The 22,385-nt window shown below is 48.8% G+C and carries 20 protein-coding genes and 2 tRNA genes; 7 read left to right on the top strand and 15 right to left on the bottom strand.

The genetic code is table 11. From position 1 onward, the window contains the following. Nucleotides 1-34: 34 nt before the first annotated feature. Nucleotides 35-250 carry a helix-turn-helix domain-containing protein gene (locus TON_RS07720; RefSeq protein WP_012572474.1) on the bottom strand — a complete coding sequence of 72 codons (216 nt, stop codon included), beginning with the start codon at nt 248-250 and terminating at the stop codon, nt 35-37. 107 nt (nt 251-357) lie between these two features. Between TON_RS07720 and rlmD the strand changes: the two genes are divergently transcribed. Both rlmD and lrpA read left to right on the top strand, forming a co-directional pair. Beyond that, on the top strand, nt 358-1,617 hold the full coding sequence (rlmD, locus tag TON_RS07715; protein ID WP_012572473.1) for a 23S rRNA (uracil(1939)-C(5))-methyltransferase RlmD: 1,260 nt from the start codon (nt 358-360) through the stop codon (nt 1,615-1,617). A 63-nt stretch (nt 1,618-1,680) separates the two neighbouring features. Continuing rightward, the gene (lrpA, locus tag TON_RS07710; RefSeq protein ID WP_012572472.1) at nt 1,681-2,106 is read left to right on the top strand and encodes an HTH-type transcriptional regulator LrpA; all 426 of its coding nucleotides are present in this window, start codon (nt 1,681-1,683) and stop codon (nt 2,104-2,106) included. 616 nt (nt 2,107-2,722) lie between these two features. Here the strand turns inward: lrpA and TON_RS07705 are convergent. Beyond that, a tRNA-Gly gene (locus TON_RS07705) sits at nt 2,723-2,800 on the bottom strand. A 10-nt stretch (nt 2,801-2,810) separates the two neighbouring features. Further along, the gene (locus TON_RS07700) at nt 2,811-3,446 is read right to left on the bottom strand and encodes a class I SAM-dependent methyltransferase (RefSeq protein ID WP_048055102.1); all 636 of its coding nucleotides are present in this window, start codon (nt 3,444-3,446) and stop codon (nt 2,811-2,813) included. Between the two features lie 100 nt (nt 3,447-3,546). On the opposite strand from TON_RS07700, the gene TON_RS07695 reads away from it, so the two are divergent. Both TON_RS07695 and TON_RS07690 read left to right on the top strand, forming a co-directional pair. Continuing rightward, nucleotides 3,547-4,182, top strand: coding sequence for a hypothetical protein (locus TON_RS07695; protein WP_012572470.1), 636 nt, complete (start codon nt 3,547-3,549; stop codon nt 4,180-4,182). 121 nt (nt 4,183-4,303) lie between these two features. Then, on the top strand, nt 4,304-4,744 hold the full coding sequence (locus TON_RS07690; protein ID WP_048055101.1) for an emp24/gp25L/p24 family protein: 441 nt from the start codon (nt 4,304-4,306) through the stop codon (nt 4,742-4,744). Nucleotides 4,745-4,760: 16 nt separating this feature from the next. Here the strand turns inward: TON_RS07690 and TON_RS07685 are convergent, their stop codons facing one another. Next, entirely contained in the window at nt 4,761-5,057 is a 297-nt protein-coding gene (locus TON_RS07685) for a DUF2103 domain-containing protein (protein WP_012572469.1), read from the bottom strand. A gap of 98 nt (nt 5,058-5,155) precedes the next feature. Here TON_RS07685 and TON_RS07680 point away from each other — a divergent pair, with 98 nt between their 5' ends. Further along, entirely contained in the window at nt 5,156-7,456 is a 2,301-nt protein-coding gene (locus TON_RS07680) for a Piwi domain-containing protein (protein ID WP_012572468.1), read from the top strand. Here the strand turns inward: TON_RS07680 and arcS are convergent, their stop codons facing one another. The 5 genes from arcS to TON_RS07655 all read right to left on the bottom strand — a co-directional run bounded on the left by arcS (nt 7,457) and on the right by TON_RS07655 (nt 13,444). Next, complete coding sequence (gene arcS / locus TON_RS07675; RefSeq protein ID WP_012572467.1) at nt 7,457-9,163, bottom strand: archaeosine synthase subunit alpha; 1,707 nt, start codon at nt 9,161-9,163, stop codon at nt 7,457-7,459. A gap of 9 nt (nt 9,164-9,172) precedes the next feature. Continuing rightward, the gene (locus tag TON_RS07670) at nt 9,173-10,075 is read right to left on the bottom strand and encodes a coiled-coil protein (protein WP_012572466.1); all 903 of its coding nucleotides are present in this window, start codon (nt 10,073-10,075) and stop codon (nt 9,173-9,175) included. A 148-nt stretch (nt 10,076-10,223) separates the two neighbouring features. Continuing rightward, nucleotides 10,224-11,066 (bottom strand): SDH family Clp fold serine proteinase, encoded by an 843-nt coding sequence (locus TON_RS07665; RefSeq protein WP_012572465.1) that lies wholly within the window; start codon nt 11,064-11,066, stop codon nt 10,224-10,226. A 47-nt stretch (nt 11,067-11,113) separates the two neighbouring features. Beyond that, nucleotides 11,114-12,061 carry a carbamate kinase gene (gene arcC, locus TON_RS07660; RefSeq protein WP_012572464.1) on the bottom strand — a complete coding sequence of 316 codons (948 nt, stop codon included), beginning with the start codon at nt 12,059-12,061 and terminating at the stop codon, nt 11,114-11,116. A gap of 120 nt (nt 12,062-12,181) precedes the next feature. Then, entirely contained in the window at nt 12,182-13,444 is a 1,263-nt protein-coding gene (locus TON_RS07655; protein WP_012572463.1) for a phytoene desaturase family protein, read from the bottom strand. A 231-nt stretch (nt 13,445-13,675) separates the two neighbouring features. Between TON_RS07655 and TON_RS07650 the strand changes: the two genes are divergently transcribed. Next, nucleotides 13,676-14,527, top strand: a complete 852-nt coding sequence (locus tag TON_RS07650; RefSeq protein ID WP_012572462.1) for a hypothetical protein — start codon at nt 13,676-13,678, stop codon at nt 14,525-14,527. 44 nt (nt 14,528-14,571) lie between these two features. After that, nucleotides 14,572-16,236: a prenyltransferase/squalene oxidase repeat-containing protein gene (locus TON_RS07645; RefSeq protein ID WP_148202380.1), complete on the top strand. Its 1,665-nt coding sequence runs from the start codon at nt 14,572-14,574 to the stop codon at nt 16,234-16,236. Nucleotides 16,237-16,338: 102 nt separating this feature from the next. On the opposite strand, the gene gor is transcribed toward TON_RS07645, so the two are convergent. The 6 genes from gor to gcvT all read right to left on the bottom strand — a co-directional run bounded on the left by gor (nt 16,339) and on the right by gcvT (nt 22,374). Continuing rightward, nucleotides 16,339-18,300 carry a glyceraldehyde-3-phosphate:ferredoxin oxidoreductase gene (gene gor / locus TON_RS07640; protein ID WP_012572460.1) on the bottom strand — a complete coding sequence of 654 codons (1,962 nt, stop codon included), beginning with the start codon at nt 18,298-18,300 and terminating at the stop codon, nt 16,339-16,341. A gap of 156 nt (nt 18,301-18,456) precedes the next feature. Further along, on the bottom strand, nt 18,457-19,584 hold the full coding sequence (gene fbp, locus TON_RS07635; protein WP_012572459.1) for a fructose-1,6-bisphosphate aldolase/phosphatase: 1,128 nt from the start codon (nt 19,582-19,584) through the stop codon (nt 18,457-18,459). A gap of 107 nt (nt 19,585-19,691) precedes the next feature. Then, complete coding sequence (locus TON_RS07630) at nt 19,692-19,928, bottom strand: hypothetical protein (protein ID WP_012572458.1); 237 nt, start codon at nt 19,926-19,928, stop codon at nt 19,692-19,694. A 206-nt stretch (nt 19,929-20,134) separates the two neighbouring features. Further along, nucleotides 20,135-20,275, bottom strand: a tRNA-Trp gene (locus TON_RS07625). 42 nt (nt 20,276-20,317) lie between these two features. Continuing rightward, nucleotides 20,318-21,145 carry a DMT family transporter gene (locus TON_RS07620; protein WP_012572457.1) on the bottom strand — a complete coding sequence of 276 codons (828 nt, stop codon included), beginning with the start codon at nt 21,143-21,145 and terminating at the stop codon, nt 20,318-20,320. A gap of 32 nt (nt 21,146-21,177) precedes the next feature. Beyond that, nucleotides 21,178-22,374: a glycine cleavage system aminomethyltransferase GcvT gene (gcvT, locus tag TON_RS07615; RefSeq protein WP_012572456.1), complete on the bottom strand. Its 1,197-nt coding sequence runs from the start codon at nt 22,372-22,374 to the stop codon at nt 21,178-21,180. Nucleotides 22,375-22,385 lie beyond the last annotated feature (11 nt).

Below are 22,385 nucleotides of genomic sequence, written 5' to 3'. Positions count from 1 at the left end.
TAGTGTTTTATTCTAAAAAATGATTGAAAAAGCCTCAGATGTAATCCTCAATGGTCTTTGCTTTCACCATGATTGAGGCTTTATCCTGGCCGTAGAAAACCTCTACGAGACCGTCTGATTCTAATTGTTTTACAGTTTTAAGAACCGCGGGCATGGGAGTCTCGAGCTCGGCGCTCAGGCTCTGAAGGGCCACGGCCCTCTTTTTGGTGGCGAGGACTTTGTAAACAACATCCTTACGCCTGCCGAACATCAACGGCACCGTTATTTACTACTCTCTCCACCTAAATAAACCTTCCGAAACTACATTTGACACTCGTTCAAGGGCAGATTTATAAGGCACCCTCTGAAGGAAGAATCATGAGGGGAGTCGTTGAGAGACTGGATTTGGAAGGACTGGGCATAGTCAGGCTGGATAAACGGGAAATTCACGTCCCATTTACAGCCCCTGGCGATATCGTCGAGATTAAAAGATGGCGGAAAAAGAAGAGAACGCTCATAGCAACTGAGTATGAAGTAGTTGGGCCTTCTGAGATTCGAACCGAACCAAAGTGTCCATATTTTGGAACCTGCGGCGGCTGTCTCTTACAGCACCTTCCCTACGATGAGCAGCTGAAGTTCAAATCTGACAAGCTTTCGGAGATTCTTGGTTTTGATGTCGAGGTTATTCCTTCACCGAAGATATATGGCCATAGAAATCGTATTGATGTTGTCATTTCGACAAATGGGATTGGCTTCAGAAGGAGGGGCACTTGGTGGGACGTCGTGGACATCGAGGAGTGTCCCGTCTTCGGAAAAGCCAGTGGAAAGGTTCTCCGTTCGCTCAGGGAGTTTATAGAGGATCACAAGCCGAGCCTCTATGAGATAGGCAAAAACAGGGGCTTTTTGAGGTATGTAGTCATTCGTGAGGGCAAGTTCACGGATGAACTGATGGTGAACCTTGTAACTGCCGAGGGGGAACTTCCCGAGGAGTTCCCGGACTACTTCGACTACGCTGACTCTATCTACTGGAGCGTGAACAGGACACCAAGCGATGTCTCCTATGGCGATGTGGAAAGGGTTTGGAAGAAAGAGTTCATACGCGAGAGGCTCGATGACGTTGCTTACCTTATCCACCCCAACAGCTTTTTCCAGACTAACAGCTACCAAGCGGTTAACTTAGTCAGGGAAGTTTCCAGACTCGTGGAGGGTGAAAAAGTTCTCGATCTGTATTCTGGCGTCGGAACCTTCGGCGTTTACCTTGCGAAGAGGGGCTTTACCGTTGAGGGCATCGAGATTAACCCCTTCGCGGTTGAGATGGCCAACAGAAATGCCGAACTAAACGGGATTGATGCAGTCTTTTCGGTTGGAGAGGACAAAGACGTCAAGAACTTGGCGAAATACGACACGATAATCCTCGATCCGCCGAGAGCGGGCTTGCATCCAAAGTTGGTCAAGAAAATCTTAAAAGATGAACCGCAGACCATCGTTTACGTCTCCTGCAACCCAAAGACCCTTAAACTGAACTTGAACGAGCTATCTGGAAAGTACTCTGTGGAAGAGGCAGTTGGTCTCGACATGTTCCCTCACACTCCCCACATCGAAGTGGTTGTCAAACTTAAACACAAGGTTTGGCTTTAGAACCGACAAGTTCAAAAACTTAATATACTTGGTCTGCATAACATAAGATAGAGGTGATGAAAAATGCTTGATGAAAGGGACAGGATTATAATCGATATGCTCACCAGAGATGCCCGCACTCCGTTCACGGAGATAGCGAAGGTATTGGGCATCAGCGAGACGGCCGTCAGGAAAAGGGTCAAGGCTCTCGAGGAGGCTGGGGTTATACGGCAGTACACCATCGTGGTTGATCCGTCAAAGCTCGGTTACAACCTTGTCAGCCTTACTGGGGTTGACACACTCCCTGAGAAGATATTCGAGGTCGCAAACAAGCTCAAGGAGTTCGAGTTCGTGAGGAACGTCTACCTCACGAGCGGTGACCACATGATAATGGCCGAGATCTGGGCCAAGGACGGAGAGGACCTTTCAGACATAATCTCCAACAAGATAGGTAAACTTAACGGCGTCACCAAGGTTTGCCCTGCCATAATCCTCGAGAAGCTGAAGTAGAGCCTTTAAGAAAGGCTCGCGAAAATTTTCTTTCTCATTTTTGGTGTCGTAGATTTAGAGCGTGCACTCTTAGAACTTCCTGGAAGTAGGGGTTAATTTTGAAAAGGTGCGTCTTTAAAGCAGTTTCACGCCTTATTCTGGCGTCCTTCGGACGCCTTTTGGAGAGTGAAACATCACAAATCGATAATTGAAGAGTAAACCCTCTTGAAAACAAGCATTTTAGAATCGCACTCAAGTTTTCCGTCAACGCTTCGTGAGAGGCGAAGCTTCCCGATGTGTTGAGACGAAGTTTCAACATTTGAAACAAAGCAAATTTTGCTTTGCAAAGTTTAATCAAAGAAGCAACTTCCCAATTGTCAGAGAAGAGTTTGCATGTCCTTTAAAGATTGCAAGTCCAGTATGGACTTGACTCAAAACAAGCCAATAAAACAAGTCTCACTTTCTCCTAACTTCCTTTGGGCGCTAAATTTATCGTGAAACACTAAAAACTGCCTGTATAAAGACAAATCCCTTAAAACAGTTAAAAACGACATGCAAACCCCGATCAAGCTCAACGGAGATGTTGTCTCGTGCGGCGAGGAAGGCATCAACGTCGCAAAGGCGAAGTTTGTGAGAATGGTGCGGTGGCCGGGATTTGAACCCGGGTCACCGGCTTGGGAGGCCGGTGTCCTAGACCAGGCTAGACTACCACCGCGCGTTTAATACTAAGTTCCCCTTGGCTTAAAAGCTTTACTTTGGTTTTCTGGCTTCCTTGCAATGATTAGTCTTATAACCCCCTGATAGTGGCTCTCCTCGTGCTCAATTTTGAAGTATTTTCTAACGAGATCGTGCGTCTCCCTTAGAGTGTTGTCCTCTATGAGCCAACCAAGGAAGAGGTCCAGAGGCTTTAAAAACAGCCAGTTCAGGAGCTCACACTCGCTCTTCGTGTGTTCCAGGAATATTGCCCTGCCGCCGGGCTTTAAGACTCGGTAAATCTCTTTCATAGCCTTCTCTGGATTTGGCACAGTGCAGAAGACGAAGGATGAAATCACGGTATCGAAACTTTCGCTTGGAAACTCCAGTTTTTCAGCGTCCATAATATAAAATCGGGCGTTCAGATCGAGTTCTCTGGCCTTCTTCTCTGCTATCTTGACCATCTCAGGCACAGCATCAACTGCATGGAGCTCAACGTCTGGAGGGTAATAGGGAAGGGTCTTGCCAACGCCGACGCCTATCTCAAGAGTTCTTCCCTTAACAAAGCTTATAGCCTTTTGTCTCAGCGGACAGAAGAACCTCTCGAGAGGTTTTTCGAGGAAGTTATAGCGTTCACCAAGCTTGGCGTACTTCTCCCGAAAGCTCATGGGATTTGCTGGAGTTTTTGTGCTTAAAACCGTTGCTGGACATTCTTGCCTACAAGCAAGGCTTTTAAGAGGCTCGGCCTTAGCCCCATCGGTGAGAAAAATGCCGTACCTGATCATTGAGCATCTCGAGGAGATAAGTGACTGGCTCTGGCTGGAGTACAGCCACGTTGCGGAGTGGTGGGGAGACAGGCTGATATTCACCAACGTTCGCGAGGACGAGCGCGAGAGATTGGCAAAGCTCGGGAGTGTCATCACTGAGAGCGTCACAACGTTTCCCTTTGACCGCTCGAAAATCATCGTCCTCGACCTCCAGGCCGAGGAGGAGCTCAAGCCCGAGGACATCGACGGGGACACCATGATAGTAGTCGGTGGAATTCTCGGCGACGCTGTGCCGCGCGGCAGAACGAAGGAATTCATAACATCGCGTATGGAGGGAGTGAAGGTTCGCCACATAGGAAAGCCGCAGTACTCCATAGATGGCGCTTCGATAGTTGCCAAGCTCATAGCAGACGGTAAAAAGCTGGAGGAGATTGAGTACGAGGAGAATCCAACGATAAAGCTCGACGAATTCAGCGAGATAACGCTGCACTATGCGGTACCGAAGCTGGACGGAAAGCTGCTCTTAACACCGGGTCTCATAGACCTTCAGAAGAGAAATCTTGGATACATCGATGACGCTGGGGACATTAGCGACGAGGAACTGGAGGCGTTTTTCGAGGGGAAGGGAGAGATTTAATAGGCTTTGGACTATTTTTCTGTCCGCTTGTATGTTCTTTTGTTCTCTGTCACTAGATCATTTTTGTATTATTGTGGAAACTTTTTTAAAACTAAATAGTCATAGTAATGTGGGTGGTACCATGGTGCAGACGAAAAAACTCCTAATTGGAGTAGGAGCTGTGATAGGCATTATAGTGATAGTACTTTTGGGTTTGATGGCTTTTGCTCCAGAGACGGTTCAAGAAGCTGTGCCTCATGAGAGGACTATAACTATAGCTAGTGGCACATATACTGTGGATCCTGGAACTACACGGAAATTCAGTTTTAGTGTCCCTTATGATGCCAGTGATGTCAGGGTTAAATTGGAGTTTGAGGCTAAAGGAGGCTCCGGAGATGACATTATTGTCAAAATTGTCGATTCGAATGGAAGAGTAGTGTACAATAGTGGTCAAGTGACAAAGGTGTATACTACTGTTAATCTCTATGGTGGTGGTACCTACTATCTAGTGCTCGACAACACATTCTCGCTGATTTCATCTAAGGATGTTACTATAAATGCCAAGCTGGTGTACATTGGATGAGTTGAAGCCGTTATTTTTAATTTTTCCATTCATCACTCAGCTTCTCGATTTCCCCCCAGACTCTCTCCCTGTCAGCCTTGTCGACGACAAGAAAGACATCCTGAACTGAGCCATCGCTCTTCGCTATAAGCTTCAGCCCCGTTGGGGTCTCCCGCGAGACCTTTATCTCGAAGCCCCTTGAGTCGCTCGCGTAGATCCTCCCGGGAATTACCTTCTTAACTCCTGGAATTTGGGCTATCTCTTCGAGGGGCTTTTCAAGGCCTTTGAGAAAGTGGTGCTCCCTCTTGACACCACGCTTGAAGTGTCTGGGCATGTGGGGAAGATAGAAAAGAGGGTTTTTAGGAGTTATGCCTTATTATCTAAGACAAAAATTATTAAACTTCACATTAAGGGAATTCATATGGTGATGCTATGGAGAAACAGACTTTTTATCAAGGTAATATGTACCGCCTAAAAGATGAGTTAATCCAAGACATATTATCCGATATTATCGTTGCTCGAGTCACCAATATGCCTTCTAACCCCGAAGAAGCGTATAGTGAGATACAAAAGATTGGGGGTATCATTCTAAACTACGATGAGATGACTAACAGTGCATGGGTAGTGGGAAAGGAAAGTCTGCTGCAAAATCATTATCCAGATGATATGAAAGAAGTCAGAGCATTTAGTTTTTCTGAACTGTCGAAAGAAAACAAAACTAAATTAGTACTCAATATCCTTAACGCAGAAGGATATCTGCGTGACATTCGTGGGCATAGAGAGGTCGTGAAAAGCATTAATTCCGAAAGAAGTATCATACGTAAATTTTTAGTGACAGTTGAGTATGACGGGCAGCATTTTTATCTCGTCACTCTACCAAAGTACAAGATAATTGAAAATCATACAATTATGGAACTGCTGATCGAGGGAAAGATAACTGTTAAGGAGCTAGTACACAATCTCTTAAAAGACCCTAAATGGAAAATACAAACCTCCAGAAAAGACGTCCCTCTACCTCCGGGACATAGGGTTGTGGAAATTATATTGAAAACTAAGGATCCAGATAGATACCAGCAAGAACTGGAGCGGATTAACGAATATTTCACTAAGAAAACAGAACTTGGTCCCATTGATGACTCTAAGTATCCAGATGACTATAATATCATTTTCAGGAGTCAAACACGGGGAAAATATTTATCATACCATTCTGCAAGGACAAAATTAATTCGGCCGATAAACAAAGAAATTTTGAGAGAGATCTATAGATCAAACGAATTCATAAAAGCCCTTAACATCGCAAAAAAGTTGGTTGCCGATATAATATACGACTCTACAAAATACCCCGGGCGAGCAATTTTTCCAGCATTTAAAATTGATGAACGAACAATTAGTTACAAGGCAGTATTCCTTAAAAACAAAACAATTACAGAAAAGACGATCCAACCATATTACAATATTAAGGGGACTTTTAATTGGCTGTTCACTAACACCCCTTTCGATGATATTTCTGAATTAATAATTCCTATCCAATCACCAGAATTTCTGCGAGATAAAACTATTGGAGTGTACATTTTATACCCAGCAAAATATCGGGAGAACTCTGAAAGTCTTAAGGTTATCCAGAACTTAATAAAGAGTGTGGACAGCACAATAAAAAGGCTCTCAGAATATTTTACATTCCTCAGGAAAGTTAATGAAGGTCTTAGTCTTCCCTCAGCCATTGACATTATTAGTAGAATACCTGTAAACTATGAGAACTTAATCGAGAGCGCATTTACAAGGATACATTCCAAAAAGGGAGTTGAATATGACTACCACCTTGCAATAACGCTAATCCCGGATATGAGGCAAGAGCAATTCGATAAAATTAAGGGCTTCTTTTTTAACAATGGAATTCTCCATAAAGCAATTAACATAAACAATTTGCGTGATCCATCTAAAGACCAAAAGAAACTCATTGAAAGCATGATACTACAAGCACTTTATGCATTTGGCATTTATTTCTATTCTCTCGATAATCTTAACTATGACTTTATAATTGGACTGGATGTAACCCGGGAAATGGATAAAAGTGGGCGATACTACGGTATTTCTGGGGCTGCAGTAGTACAAAATAAAAATGGACAAGTTCTCAAGATTATACCAATAACTTCTCCACAGTCCAGTAGCGAAACAGCCAATATTAACTATCTCATCGGAAATATTCAACAAGAAGCCGCAGCAATATTAAATAGGAAAGGATACGCCGACATATTGTTCTTAAGAGATGGAAAAGTCCCAGGAGGAGAACTTGAACAATTTAAGGAGATTTCTCGAAAATACAACTATAGGTTCACGATAATTGAAATCTTAAAAAGACCATTAGTGCGCTTTTTCTGGGAAAACTATAAAGAACACACTGTCAAGAGTCCACGCCATAATTACTACTTTAAGATTGGTGATACCTATTATCTAACTGCCCACTATTTCACAAATTATCTTAAAGTCCCATTGAAACTTGGAAACACGTATTTCGTAGCACGAGGAAAGATATCTAAAAATGTCATTTCTCGGGAGGACATAATGACAATAACAAAACTCACAAAATTGAACTATTCACAGCCAGAGAACCCAGATAAAATGAAATTACCTGCTCCTGTGCATTTATCTCACAGACTCATAAACTATGAACGAAGAGAACTCAAATTTAATCGTTATGAATTCCTAAAAGAGGGTGCTCTTTATTTCCTTTAATCAGGCCCTCTTCCTTACCTTCACGGCAACGCCCTTCTTGGCCCTGACCATCTCCTCGCCACTGAGGACGGCCTTGCCGACACCGACGACTTTCTCGTCCCTGACAATACCTACTATATCACCTGGGCGGATCCTCTCATCGGCCTCGCCAACACCCACTGCGAAGACATCACCGCGAAGGTCAAAGTCTATTTTCACCCAGTAGGACTTGGTTGCATCATAAACCCTCTGCATGCCGAAGGGCGTCACGCTTATCACGCCATCCTTATAAGTTCCCGTCTGCTGGCCGTCGACGAAGAGGCGAAGCATCTTGGAGCCCTTAACCTGGCCTTTATCCGGCAGGACGGCCTCTCCAGCGCCAATACCAAAATAGAAGTCAAAGACCTTCCTTATGCCCTCGAAGTAGCGGTATGTCCTGTCCTCCTTTGTTCCCTCAAGCTCGAACTCTCTAAGGGTTTCAGTCAGTGACCTGAGACTTTCCTTGCTCGTGGTCCCGTTCTCAACACGGGTGAAGATTATCTCCCTGCCTGTCATTTCAGCGGCCATCTTGGCTATCTCGACGTAGGCCTCGTCGAGGTGGGCTATTATCGGAACGTCCTTCGGGTACTTCTCCAGCGTCTTCGCGAGGAGCTCTGCCGCTGGTTTGATCTCTTCCTCACTCCAGTGGCCGGTGACGACTATGTCGTACTTGGCCAGCCACTCCCACTCCCTCGGGACGACGCCGAAGGGTGAGGTAAGGATAAGCTCGTGGACTTTGGCAATGCCAGAGCCGAGCGCCTCTTTCACAGCTTTGCGGTAGAGCGTGTGGGAGCGCGAGAATGAATAGGGCTTCTTGGCCGAGCAGGGGAAGAGGAGAAGTATCTCGGTGTTTTTCGGCGGGACGAAGCGCTCAACCACGCGGGAGTGCCAGCGCTTTACCTCAGGCCTCCTTATCGAGGCGTCGCTGATGAAGTAGACCGTCTCCTTCTGGATCGGTGTGTATTTTTCGAGGTAATCGCCGTGCTCCAGATCGGCTATTCTGAGAATGCCCGCGTTGTACTGCGTCGGGAAGAAGTTCTCAACCAGATAGCGGAGCTTGCCTTCTTCGAGGGCCTTTCTGACGAGAAGGATTGTCTCACGGGCGAAGTCAAGGGAGTTCCCGCCTTCCTTCCAGATGAAGGGGCTGTACTGGGTGAAGGCCTTGCCCGCAAAGTCGTAGAGCTTGAGCGAACGGGTGTCGAAGGCATCAACACCGAGATAAACCGCCAGTGGATAGAAGAATGGTTCCAAATCGGCGATTATCATGATGTTGGGAAACCTCTCGCGGATTTCCCTTAAAATTCTCACGAAGTAGCGGTATTCCCTGATAAGAATCTTCGAGTTGCCGAGGTAAACTGCCTCAAAGCCATAGCGCTCGATTATTTTGAAGAACTCGGGGAGGTATTCCATCCGGCGGAGTGCGGGCAGATAGAATGCGTTGAATCCTTCATAATTTATGCTCCAGAGCCTTCCTATGGCCTTCTGGATAACCTCGTCCGGCGTGTAGAAGCCGAGAGGTATTGCCGGAGCAAGGTTGAAGTCATAATCACCCGGCTCTTTGGGGTGGAAGAAGGAATTGAACGGGGAGAGGGTAAAATCTACCCCTGCCAAAGCTGGAGTTCTGAAGGAGTACTCTCCCAGCCTTACGAGACCCAGCCTTCCAGGGCCTTCGTGCCTGAGTACCTCCATGGTCAGGCCTCAGACGAGGTTGTACCTCTGGAGGAGCAGCAGCTCGTCCAGCGTGAGCTTCTCGCCGCGCTTGAACTTCTCGAGTGCCTCAACCGCCTTCTCGAAGCTGGCGTCCTTCTTGGCGCGCATCCTGGCGACGAGTCTGTAGGCAATGAGCTCCTTGTGCTTCTCGTCGTACTCCCTTATCTTCCTCTCGATCTCGCGGAGCTCCTTCCTGACTTCCTTGATCTTTTCGCGGAGCTCGACGACCTTCTGGTGGTACTCGTCGGCCTCCTTCTTGACCTCGTCAGCCTGGTTGAAGGCCTTTATCATCTGCTCGTGGAACTGCTGGCTCTGATTGGCTAGCTTCTGGATCTCCATGCTGATGGCTCTCCTTGCCTTCTTGAGCTGGTCGACCTTCTTCCTAGTCTCGACGAGCTTGTTGTGGAACCTCCCAGCCTGCTGTATTATCTCGAGCTCGGTTGCGAGAACCTGAATCTGGTCGACGATCTGCTTCTCGCGCTCTGGGGTTATGTTCGGGTTGGTCTGGAGCTCCCATTCAAGCTTCTCTATGCGCTCCTGTATCTTCTCGGGTGGCATCTTGAGTCTTCTGAGCTGGTTGTACTCGTCCCTCTTGGTCCTGTACTCGAGTATCTCCTGGTAGAGGAGGTCGAGCTTCGCGTTGATTTCCTCGCGGTTCTTCTTCAGCTCCTGAATCTGCTGGTTGATTTCATCCCTCTTGGCTTTATACTCCCTGCCTTTTTGGCGGAGCCCTTTTACCTCGTTATTCTTCTCATCTCGTTTTTGAATCCAGATTTGAAGCTCTTTTTCGAGTTCCTCAAGTTTGGCCCTTATCTCGTTTCTCTCCTTTTCCAGGGCCTCAATCTCCCTCTTGATCCTCTTAATTTCCTCTGGGTCCACTTTCACTTGCATCTCTCTTCCCCTTCCCTCTTTTTAGAACAGTCTGTAAACTTACTCCAAGACATCTGGTAGGTGAACGGCGAGAGTAAATAAAAACTTTTTGGCTAAAACTTTGAGACTGGTTCAAAAAAGGAATGGAAGTAAAGGAAAAATGAAGCCTTTAGGGGTTCTCACCCTTTTGGGTGTACGGCATAAACTCAACAGTACCCCGCTGCTTCATTGGCTGCTTATAGAGCTCCATAAGAGCATACACTTCCTCAGGGACGCCTGTCTCGACGTGGAGACCGAGTTCCTTGGCATGTTCGTATGTTATCGGATAGTCATGAGTCCACCTGCCCTCGGTCAGTATTTGGGCGAGTTCTTTAGCCTTTTCCTCTCCATAGCGGTCTTTCAAGAGGTCGAAGACAAGGTCTCTGACCTGCTTTATGGCCTTTTCAGCCACATCCGCCAGAATCAGGGTCTGATCATCCACCTTGTCGGGGCCTTTCTTCTCGACGGCTCTAACTATGCTCGGCCCTGGATATTGGCCAAGCTGTGGGTCAACAGGTCCAAGAACCGCGTGCGGATCCATTATTATTTTGTCAGCCGCGAGCGCTATGAGTGTTCCTCCGCTCATAGCATAGTGGGGTACTATGACCCTCGTCTCCGCTGGATGATCCTTCAATGCTCTGGCTATCTGGGTTGCCGCTAGCACGAGGCCTCCTGGGGTGTGGATTATCAGATCAATTGGCTTGTCCTTCGGCGCCATCCTAATGGCCCTGAGAATTTCCTCGCTGTCCTCGATGCTTATGAACTTGTAGAACGGGATTCCGAAGAGCCCAACGCTCTCCTGTCTGTGTATCATCGTTATGACCGTTGAGCCGCGTTTTCTGGAGAGCCTCTGCAGTATTCTAGCCCTTGCCATCTGCAGCCCCCTGTACTGCATCTGGGGCCAGAGGAGCAGGTAGAGAAAGAACAGCCACCACAGGAGCGAGCCGAAGAATCCAGTTGTTGCATCAGCCATGTTACCACCGAATAGAGAAGGAAGAAGAGATATTTATAGGCTTTGGTTCAGCCCTTTATGACCTGAGTCCCGGTTTTGCCTTCAAGCGCTTCCACGGCCTTATCCAGCGCGGCTATAACCGCCCTCTCGCCGCCCCACTCGACGAAGCGTATAGCGGCGAGAACCTTTGGCCCCATGCTGCCCTTCTTGAAGTGGCCCTCATTATAGTAGCGCTTGAGCTCTTCGACGGTAACTCTTCCGAGCCACTTCTCGTCGGGCTTTCCGTAGTTTATCGCCGCACCGTTCACGTCGGTTAGAATCATGAAGATGTCGGCGTTTACCTCTTCTGCGAGCTTCTCTCCGGCAAGGTCTTTGTCTATGACGGCCTCAACTCCCTTGAGCATTCCATCCTCCTCGATAACGGGAACGCCACCGCCGCCGCTGGCTATGACTATGAATCCCTTCTCAACTAGATCCTGAATCACAGGGGTCTCGACGTGACCTATCGGGTCCGGACTCGGCACAACGCGCCTCCAGCCCCTTCCGGAATCTTCGATGACCGTCCAGCCCTTCTCCTTTGCAAGCCTCTTTGCCGTCTCCTCATCGTAGAACGGACCGACTGGCTTGCTCGGGTTCTGGAAAGCCGGGTCGTTTTTGTCAACGAGCGTCTGGGTGACTATGGTGGCGACGGGCCTCTCCACGCCCCTCCTCTTTAGCTCGTTTCTTATCGCCTGCTGGATCATGTATCCTATCTGGCCCTGAGTCATCGCTCCGGCAACGTCCATGGGCTGGGCTGGGATACCGTGAATCTGCTGTCCAGCATCCATATGGAGGAGAAGGGCACCAATCTGGGGGCCGTTTCCATGGGTGATTACAACCTCATAATCGCCATCGAGGATTATATCGACGATTTGCTTTGCGGTCTTCATGACGTTCGTCATCTGTTCCTCGTAAGTGCCCTTTTGACCTCGCTGAAGAATCGCGTTCCCGCCGAGAGCTATAACTACCCTCTTCATAGGCCTCACCTCCATGCATAACTTTGTCTCAAGGAATAAAAGCGTTCCTTAGTCTTCAGCCTTGTGCATTAGAAAAAGCTTCGGAACTTTCTAGGAAATGTTTACAAAATGAAAGAAAGCTCACAGATACCACTCGGAGAAGCTTTCGAGGCCGAGCTTTTCGAGCGTCCTCATGACCCCTAGGGCTATGCCGTCAACCTCTATTCCACCTGGCATCTTGTAGGCGTCACCGACGACGTAAATATCTCTTATAGGGAAGTCTTCGACGAGCTGGCCACTCGCTACGCGGTTCACGGGGTTCCCGCCGAGGTAGGTCTGAACGAGCAGTATCTCGCCCTCCTTGTCAAGGTTCGGAAAGATTCTGTGGATGTCCTCGATGCCCTTCTTCTGCTCGGCCTTGACGTTTCTGCTCTGCAAAGCGTGGTGGAGCATTATCAGGGTGTGGCCATCTTTAGCGAGCTCTGGATTTATCGAGCTCGGCTCGTTGTAGCCGTTTATCCTCTCTGTGTCGAGGGTGAAGACGACAGTGTTTCCAATCCTGGTCTCTCCCTTCAAAGCGACGTTGTACTTTATTCCCTCGCTGGGCTTGAGAGAATCGACCCGCTTGAGGTAGTCTTTATCGAAGGCATCCCTTCCGATGAGGCTTACCGTCTCCTTTATCCCGACGTTGGAGATGAGCACGTCGTAGGTAAGCTCTTCGTTATCGGCGGTGATTACTTTCTTGGCCTCGTGGTCAACCTCGATCGCCTTCTTCTTTGTGAGTATCCTTCCGCCGTTCATGCGGATTATCGCGGAGAGGGCCTCAGGTATTGACTTACAGCCGCCCTTGACTAAGCCAGGCCCGCCCCATCTCAAAGCGGCCTTTATCTCCTTGGCAAGCTCTATCGCTGGAACGTCCAGAACGCTGTCGGCCCAGCCGAGGAAGCTTTTGATGAAGAGGTCAACGAACTCGTTGTCACCAACCCTCTCGCGTATCCACTCGCGGCCGCTCATCTCGGCTTCTTCTCTATGGGGCAGCTTCCCGCGCTTGATGTCAAGCAGGAGCTTTGTCGCTTTAGCCTTCTCAGTGAGGCTGAGATATTTCCAGCCATCACGGTAGGAGAAGGTTCTCCCCTCGTAGAAGATCATGCCCTTTGGATTGGAGTTCACGATTTGAACATCTGCACCGAGGAGCTTAAGGAGATGGGCCAGAGGACCATCTTCGCCGTGGGGTATCATGTGGAACGCTCCGGTTGAGAGACCGAAGCCTTTGTAGTTTAGGTTTGTACATCTCCCCCCGATGTAGGGTGCTTTTTCAAGAAGGGTAACTTCGTAACCGTTTTTAGCCAGGAATGATGCGGTTAGTAGTCCGCCGATTCCGGAGCCTATAACCACTGCCCTCATTCTATCTCACCTGAAAAGCTGAGGAAGAGGGAGAATATAAGGGTTTAGCTATTGCATGACTATGCAACCCCTTTACTCTGCTTTCTTTTCGTTCATTCTAAGAGTAAAAATTGAGTCTGAAAAAATTTGTACTCGAAAAAAAACAAAGAAAATTTACTTATAGTAAAAGGAAAAACTTATAAAGACAAGTTGTTTAAGTGGTAATGCAGAAACTTATATGAGGTGAGCAACTTGCGATGGAAGCCATTACTAGCAGTCCTAATTGGACTGCTGATGGTTGGAACCTTAGGAAGGGCAGTATACGCAGAGCAGTATCCAGCGCCAGAGGCTTCAGAAAAGATTAGTACCAACGAGAAAATTACGGTTGATGGAGTGAATGTTCCACTGAGAAAGATGAGCAACGGAATGATAATTATAGGGCAAACTTCGGAAGTGGGTAGGGGTGATATATTAGAAAAAGTCAATCAACTGATGGTAAAGCGCGTTTTGAACAAATGGAATGACGTGACAATAGAGAGTAACTATGGAAATGTCATAACTAAATCTGACTATAATTACAGGGTTACAACTCTTAAACTAAACGATAACAAGAAAATAAAACTATCGGTAGGTGCAGCACTCTCTGCTAGATTTAGAATAGACTATTACGATCCAGTGGAAACTGTAGACTTTAGCGTGTATCACTATGCCTATAGTACAGCAATCATGGAATATCCACCTTACATTACCTACCAATACAACTGTAAGAGCATCAAGTTGATCAACAAATTGTCGTTCTACGGAGAAACATACACTGACGGTTGGAGCATAGGGGTTACTATCTCGCTTCCACCGGGACTATCGATTCAAGTGTCCGGCGGTAGTTCATGGGTTTCAATAGATGGTTCTTTTGGAGAAGACAGTGTCAGTAATTACGACTCAATATCCCATCCATACGACGGGACACTAACGGTTTATGATTATTTCAAGGTGCGGATTTATAGGGTAAGCTCTAAGCCTATAGCAACATTTGAGGTCAAAAAGGGTGTATTTAGAAGTCTCGATACGAGTACATCCGTGGCAGTAGACTCCTCTGCGTTTTGAGGTGAGACAATGAGAAAAAAATTCTCTCCTCTCTCTTGATTTTATTGAGCGTCGCGGCTATTGTGGCCTTAACAAAAGTCCCCCACACTGAAAAACCGACCGCTCAGGGAGTGATAAGCCCTTCCTGGGGGAACTGGACGGTAAGACGCCTTGAACTTGCCCAGGATCCGGTTACGGGCGGCTGGGACGGTGACGTGTCTTTTACGATACTCCCCACCCTGTACGCGACGTACCACGGGGTTCTGACGTTGGCTCTACTGAACCTGAGCCCTGCGCATCCCCAGAAAACCCGGGAATTTTTGAAGGACTACGAGGGGGAGATCTACAACAGGCAGGATTATTTTTCCGTTGTTGATGTCTATTACCTGTTAACGCTCCTCAAGGAGTTTAATTTGAGTCTGGGAAGCAGGGAAACCATTGAAAACTTCATCCTTGAAGATATGAAGAAGTCAAACGAGACTTTCTTGCATGCAAAAAGCCTTATTTTACTGAACTCCCCCCTTGCGAAGAACGTTTCCATGTCCCTCTGGCTCTCCCTGAAGCCGGAGCACTCCTTAAATTTTGTGTGGAACTTTCTTCAGCTCAGGGAGCTTCTCGTGATGTCCGGCTATTCCCCTGCGGAGATACCAAATTACACCAGAATGCATGAGCTGGCGAGAACAGTGTTTGATGATGCATCCCGTGAGGTAAATAACCTTGGCTTTTATGATCTTCACACTCTTGCGCGCTTTATGAAGGAAGAAAACATCAAAAACGAGACACTCAGGAGAGAAATATTGGCCGATATTTCCAAATACAAGTGCTCAGATGGTTCGTACTCCGATACGAATGGGGCCAAAAGGGGGTACATCGACACTACCCACTGGGCAGTGGAAGCGATAACATATCTTGGGGGAGAAGTCGGGACAGACACGGTGCGTTACTTGCGGTCTTTGGAGAGTCCCTTGGGAGGTTTCATAGAGATTCCGTACAGTATAATACCGAACCCGTTGGACACAGCTTTCTCGGTGATGACCCTTGGACTTCTGAACTCTACAGTGCCAAGAGAGGAGAAAGTCAAGGACTACCTGCTCTCAGAGCTTTCAGACGAAGACAAACCGAGTGCAATATGGGCAGAGTACAGAGCCTTACGGGTATTAGGTGTCCCCAATGAGAATCTTAAGAAGATTGTAAAGCCCCGCTTGCAGAACTTCATCACCAACCTGAATCTGTCCGCTGTTTATCACAACCACTATCTCCTCAAGGATGTATACTATCTGCTTGTAACGAGTAGGGAACTGGGCATTGAAATCGACGAATCATGGAAAGAAACTGTAACCTCCTTCGTTTTGGACTTGAGGGATGATGATGGTGGATTTGGCAGCAAAATATCCAAAATAAAAATTGTTAGGCTCGAAACAACGCTTTACTCAGTTTTAATCCTCAACGAGCTTGGGTACGGTTACAGGGATGGAAAGACAGTGAAGTTTATTGAATCCAACAGAAACGGCGCCTTGTGGTGGTCTCTGCCAATAACTAGATACGCGCTGCTGGCTCTAAATTCAATGGGGGCCAAAGTTGAAGGCAAAGAAGAGATAGTAAAGGCCCTTGAGCGGAGAAAGTGTCCCTACGGTTTTTTCTCCTACGCTCCCTACGAGAATCCCAAGCAGGGGGATCCGATAGCAACGTTTTTAGCGCTCGATATCCTTAGGCTTCTCGGTTATAGTTAGCCACCCACGTTTTTGTTTTTCCAACATTTTTGGATTTAAACCTGTTTACAGGGATAGAAGGCTGACAATCGTCTTTCTTCACAAATAGATGAAAATGAAAGGTCAGAGCCTCCACTCCACACCAAGCATCTCGCTGTACGCATTGAGCACTTTTTCAAGGTATTCCTTCGCCGTGCCAACCTTATCTATCTTAAACTTTTTCGCCCACTTCTCGTTGCCGAACTCCTCACTGCCAGCAGCGACCAAGTCAATGACGCGCATGCTGTCCCAGAATACTGGAATGTATCCGGCCTTCTTTGCGAACTCAATGAGGCGCTTTATCTGCTTTTTCGCGTGCTCCTCCATGTTGACGTTCTCTCCGTAGGCGTCCATGAAGAGTGCCTTGAGGACGGGCTTCATCCATCCCCTGTGGAAGCGGCACCAGCCAACGTTGTCGTACCAGAACTCCCAGAGTGCGCTCGCTATTATCTTGTTCGCCAGCTCCTCAGGCTCAAGGAAGACGCCGAACTGGTAGAACGTCCAGTATCTTCCCTGAATCGGCAGCGGGATGTAGTTGCCTATGGCCCAGTACATTGTCGGAGTCATCTCACCGTCCTCGCCGAGCGGTGTGAAGACCGCGTAGTCCCTGAAGCTCTCACCGTACTTGAGCCTGTCCTTGAACTTCTCGTCAAGTATCTTGCTTGCCTTTCTCTTGCCGAAGCCAATTATCCTCGCTAACTCGTTTTCGGCAAAGGCAACGCGGTGCGCTAACTCGGCCACGAGCTTGGCATTGACCTCACTCGCCTCGACCGGGCGCTCAAGAAGGGCCTCCTTGGTGAACTCGGGCTTTCCGCTGAGACCGACTTCCTCTGGCTTGAGCAGGCCGCGGTGAACCAGTTCAAGGACCCACGCTGCAGTCCCGCCGAACTCAATCGCGTCGAAGCCCATGGCATCAACGGCGTGGACGCTTATGTCGCTTGCTCTCAGGCTTATGCTTCCGCTGAGCGGGCCGTTGGCTTCGTAGGGCTCGTATTCGACGTGGTGGCCCCTTCTGTGCTTCTTACACACCACCGGGCACGGCTCACCACAGGTCGTCCAGTTCTTAGGCTTGATGGCTTCCTCGTTAAAGGGCTCCCAGTAGTGCTTCATGATGTTTTCATGGATCCTTATGCGCTCCTCTTTTGGTATGTACGGCATCTGCCAGTTGAGTATCGGGACGAAGTCGCCTTCTGCAGGATAGTTTCCACCGAAGGTTCCACCGGTGTTGAGCTTCGGGTTAAAGCGGTACTTCGTTGTTTTCTCGCCGATAATCTCGTTGTATGGCTTCTTGTGGACGCCCTCAACGATGGTCTTGGCGGTCTTGAAGTTGGAGATGTCTTCTTCTGGGAAGGCCTTCTTCTTTGGCTTTCCTCCGAAGATTATGCCGACCACGTTGTGTGCCCTGAGGAGAACGCTTCCAGAACCACCGCGGGCGGCCCAGTCCTCGCTTCCAACGAGTCTCTTACCGTTCCTCAACGCTTGAGAGAATATAGCGCCGTAGTTGGTGTTCAGAGCCGCTGGACCGACGACTGCTATTCTGTACTCCATGTCCTGAAACCTCTCTCCGAAGGTGTCAATGAGATACTGGGTGAGAGCATAGACACCCTCTTCTTCATTGTAGCCGCGCCAGATTTCGATGACCTTATCAATCTCGATCTCGTGAAGCTCGACTTTGACGTTTTTGCCGTCGTTGTAGAGGAGTACCACAACGGGCTTCTCTGCTTTGCCTTCGAAGGTGACGAAGTCGACCCCAACGTTCTTGAAGGCGTAGGCCGCTCCACCCATGGCCGAAGGAAAGAGTGTTCCATAGAGCGGTGAACGGAAGAAGAACATTAGCCTGTGAGATCCGGGAAGTGTCGAGCCTGCAAAGGGTCCCATTCCCATCACGACAACATTTTCTGGGTCATATGGCTTGAGCCCATAAGTTCTAAGGCTCTCGTGGAGCTCGAGTCCATAGTCGATAACTCCATAGATTCCTTCTTTTTCCAGCTCCTCGCTCTCCACTTTATTTTCACTCAGGTTAAGCCTGAGAACCGTGAACTTCATACTCTCACCTCTTTGTATCACTCTGAGTGTTAGTTTTGATATGGGGAATATTTAAGGCTTCCGCCAACCCTATCAAGAAAGTAGAATGTTTGGGGTATAAAAACTGTTCGCTGGGGGTTTTTGTAGTAAATTTAGAAGAGATAATAGAAGAAAAGCTCACTCAATGTCCTCAAAGCGCTCCTCAAGCTTCTTGAGGACTCCCGGAAGAGTAGTATACTCCATATCTTCGAGCGGCAGCCTGTGGGGCTCGAAAGGCCCGTGCCTGCGTATGTACTCGGTTATCTCGAGAGCCTTCTGCCTGGCGTAGTCAAAGGCCGGGTCGTCGAAGAGGTCAACCGGGCCGACGAGCTTTCCTTCTGGGCTTATCTGCCAGCCAAGGGCAACAACCCTTGGTGGACCGTCAAACCTAGTCGGATTGGCCTGATGCATTGGGACTGGCATTATCGGTCCGTTGTGGCTTCCGCGCATCCAGCCGCTGACGAGGTGCGGGAAGGCAAAGGGCTCGAGGACCTCTCCAAGGGCCGGAAGTCCGCTCTGGGCCCTGACAATGGCAACTGGGTCATCCTTGCCGACGTACTCGCCGGCTATCTCGTAGAGCTTCTCCGTGCTGATAACAGCTACCGGTTCGTCCTTGCTTATCTTGTGGCCCTCTTTCGGGTAGACCCTCTTGATGACGTAGCGGCTCTTGGCGCCGATGAGAGCTAAGAGGTCGTAAATTTCCTCTGGAGTGTTAAGGATAACACGCTTGTGCTCCTTAATGTCCCAGACTTCAAACCTGAAGCCCATGTGCATGTTGGGGTCTATGACAAGGCCCGCGGTGTTGAACGGATCTGCAAACATCCTGAATATCGGCAGGTTAAACGCACCGGGCTCGGTTTTGTCCATGTGGAATGTAACTATCGGCTCGCTCTTCCTAAGCGTAATCTCCATCTCGGCAATGCCAGGACCCATTCCTCTGATGTTGCCGCTGAAAGCGTCCTTGAGAAGGTCTTGGCCGGCACCGTAAAGGCCGAACTCCTTGGCGATCTCGGTGGCCTCCTCGAAAGCCTTCCATGCGAGCCCGTGTATATCCGGGCTGTCGACACCCTTCTTGTGAGTCATGATGAGCTGGAGATCATCACCAGCGTAAGCCACGTAGAAGTCGATTATAGTGCCTTCTTCTTTTGCCTTCGCCAGAACTTCTTCAGCCGCTTCAATAAGCTGAGGATGAACCCTGGAATGTCCAGGCCATCCACCTATGTCGGCCTTTATAACACTGATCGTTATTTTCTCTCCAATGGCCATGGCAACCACCTCGATGGCTTTAATCACTTTTATGCTTATAAAACGTTAATATCACCGTCGATGATACACAAGAACTCGGCAAAAGGGTAATGAAAAAAGAAGAGCTTTCATTCGCAGATGTCGGTCCAGCCAAACTTCTCTTTGGCGACTTTGATGAGGTTTTTGAGCTCTTCCTTCTTGATGTTGACGCTGGAGCTCGCGCCAACGAGGGCTATGATGCCATGGACTTCCTCCTGGATCTGGATGGCATCGTCGTGAACCTTAACAACCCTGAGTTCTCTCCTGGCAGTCTCGTCTTCGCTTATCTTGAACTTGTCCTTTCCGATGAGAATCGATTCCTCCATAGCATCACCTTAATCATGTTTTTGTAAGTCAAAGTTAATAAAACTTCCGTTGGTACTAGCTAGCTGTCGGGGTTACTAGCTGCTTCAGAGCATCTCCATCAGTCACTTCTCCGTGCTATGTCTATAAAAAGGCAAGGGCTCACAAACGCAAGGATTTATCAAAAGAGACAGTGTGCGTTAGACTCTCGGAAGAAGTTTTCCAGAAATGGTGGGGGCGCGGGGATTTGAACCCCGGTCCGCGGGTTTCTCCGGGTCAGAGCTCCAAAGGCTCATCCCCAAATCAGCAAACCCGCAAGTCCTCATACCTCTGGAGCCCGCGATGATGGACCAGGCTACACCACGCCCCCATCCGGCTTAACCTTAGCTAGGGGAGGTTTATAAGTTTTGTGCTATTCTCTTCCAATAACGATTCCGCCAACTATCATCGCCAGTCCCACAACCGTTGATGGAGCTATGCTCTCGCCCACGACCACCGATATGAAGACTAACGAGAGGAAGGGGACAATATGGGCCAGGTTTGAGGCAAAGGCCATGTCGTTCTCCACGGCTCTGTACCAGAGCAGGAAGGTCAGGCCCATCTCGAAGAGGCCGACGTAAATAGCTCCAGCCAGAGCCTTTGGTTCTGGGAGGGCGAGGCTTCCGGTGAGGAAAGTTGCTGTCGCTACATAGATGAAGCCGAAAAGGAAGTTCCAGAACATCTTCTCAACTGGGGACCTCTCGTCGCGGAGGTTCAGTATCCAGTAAGATGCCCATATCACAGCGCTCCAGAGGCCCAATGCAACACCTACCGGGTCTGTGAAGTTCAGTTCGGCCAGGTTCCCTTTAGTTGCAACGACGAGGACCCCGAGGAAGCCGAGGAACAAGCCAGCTATTGCCCTAGCACTGGGCCTCTTTCCGAGGATGGGGATAGAGAGGACAACCAGCATCAGCGGCCAGGTGTAGTTAAAGGCCTGTGCCTCCTGGGCCGACAGGCGGTCGTAGGCCGAGAAGAGTACCGTGTAGTAAATAAGTGGATTAATCAGCCCGAGATAGGCCGAACGAAGGTTCTCCCTCCTCGGTGAGAAATTTTTGGCATAGAGAACGCCAAAGACGAACAATGAAGTTAGCGAGGCGTAGAAGACCAGCTGAAGTGGAGTTAGATACCCGAGCGAGAGCTTGAAGGCAGATGCAACCGTTGACCAGAGGAGAACGGCTCCGATCGCGTGCTTTTTAGACATGGGGAAAGATGTGGGAAAAGGGAATAAAAACCTCACTCCTCCCTGAAGGCGCCGTACTTCTTGGGGTCATAGAACGGGGGAGCAACGGTTACGGCTTTCTTGGGCTTGCCCCTTATCTCAACCTCTATTTCGACGCCAGGTTTGGCATACTCCGTCTTAACGAAGGCAATGCCTATTCCAATGCCGAGGAGAGGTGAGCTGGTTCCGCTCGTGACCTCGCCGATAAGCTCGCCGTTGGCGTAGACCTTGTAGCCCTCCCTTGGGATGCCCTTGTCGATCATCTTGAAGTGGACGAGCTTCCTCGGAATGCCGCGCTCCCTCTGCTTGAGCAGAGCCTCCTTTCCGATGAACTCCTTGTCCCAGAATATGGCGAAGTCAAGGTTTGCCTGGAGTGGGGTAACTTCGTCGATGTCGGTACTGAGGAGCTGAAGCTCCTTGGTCTCGTTGCCGTACAGTGTGTAGCCAGCCTCAAGCCTGAGAGTGTCACGGGCGCCGAGTCCGGCAGGCTTAATGCCGTACTTCTCGCCGGCTTCGAGTATTGTCTTCCAGACGTGGAGGGCCTTCTCGGGCTCGCCTCTCCTCTCTGGATCGGGGTGGTATGGATTGGCGTCCTCGAAGTAGACTTCAAAGCCGTTTTCGCCGGTGTAGCCACTCCTTGAGAGGAGCATCTTTATGCCGTCGAGTTCGACTTCCTTGGCCTGGAACCACCAGAGGTCGTTGATGTCGATGTCGAAGAGATCCTTTGCCAGATCCCTTGCCTTTGGTCCCTGAATGGAGAACATTGCCATGTCGTAGGTCTTGTTCTCAATCTCAAGATCGAGCTCCCCGAACTTCTCTATTCCGCGCTTTATCGCGTTGAACCAGGCTTCGAGCTTCTCGAATGCATCGCTGTCACAGACCATCATATAGGTGTCATTCCCCATGTTGAAGACAAGGGTCTCGTCTTTCACAGCTCCGCGCTCGTTAAGGACGAGGGTGTAGGTTCCACTTATCGCGGGGGGCTTGCTTATGTCATTGGTAGTAACGTACTGGAGGAACTCCAGCGCGTCCTTACCCTTGAAAATGAACTCCCCCATGTGCGAGACATCGAAGATGGCAACGCCATTTCTGACGGCGAGGTGTTCATCCTTTATGCTCGAGTACCAGATAGGCATCTCCCATCCGGCGAATTCCTCAACCTTCTTAGCATTTTTCTTATGCCAGTCAAAGATGTGGACTCTCTTGGCCATGAGTATCACCG

It is taken from the genome of Thermococcus onnurineus NA1, from assembly GCF_000018365.1.
GTDB lineage: Archaea > Methanobacteriota_B > Thermococci > Thermococcales > Thermococcaceae > Thermococcus > Thermococcus onnurineus.
Note: the sequence above shows the minus strand (reverse complement) of the source record. Positions and strands in the feature narration are given on the sequence as shown.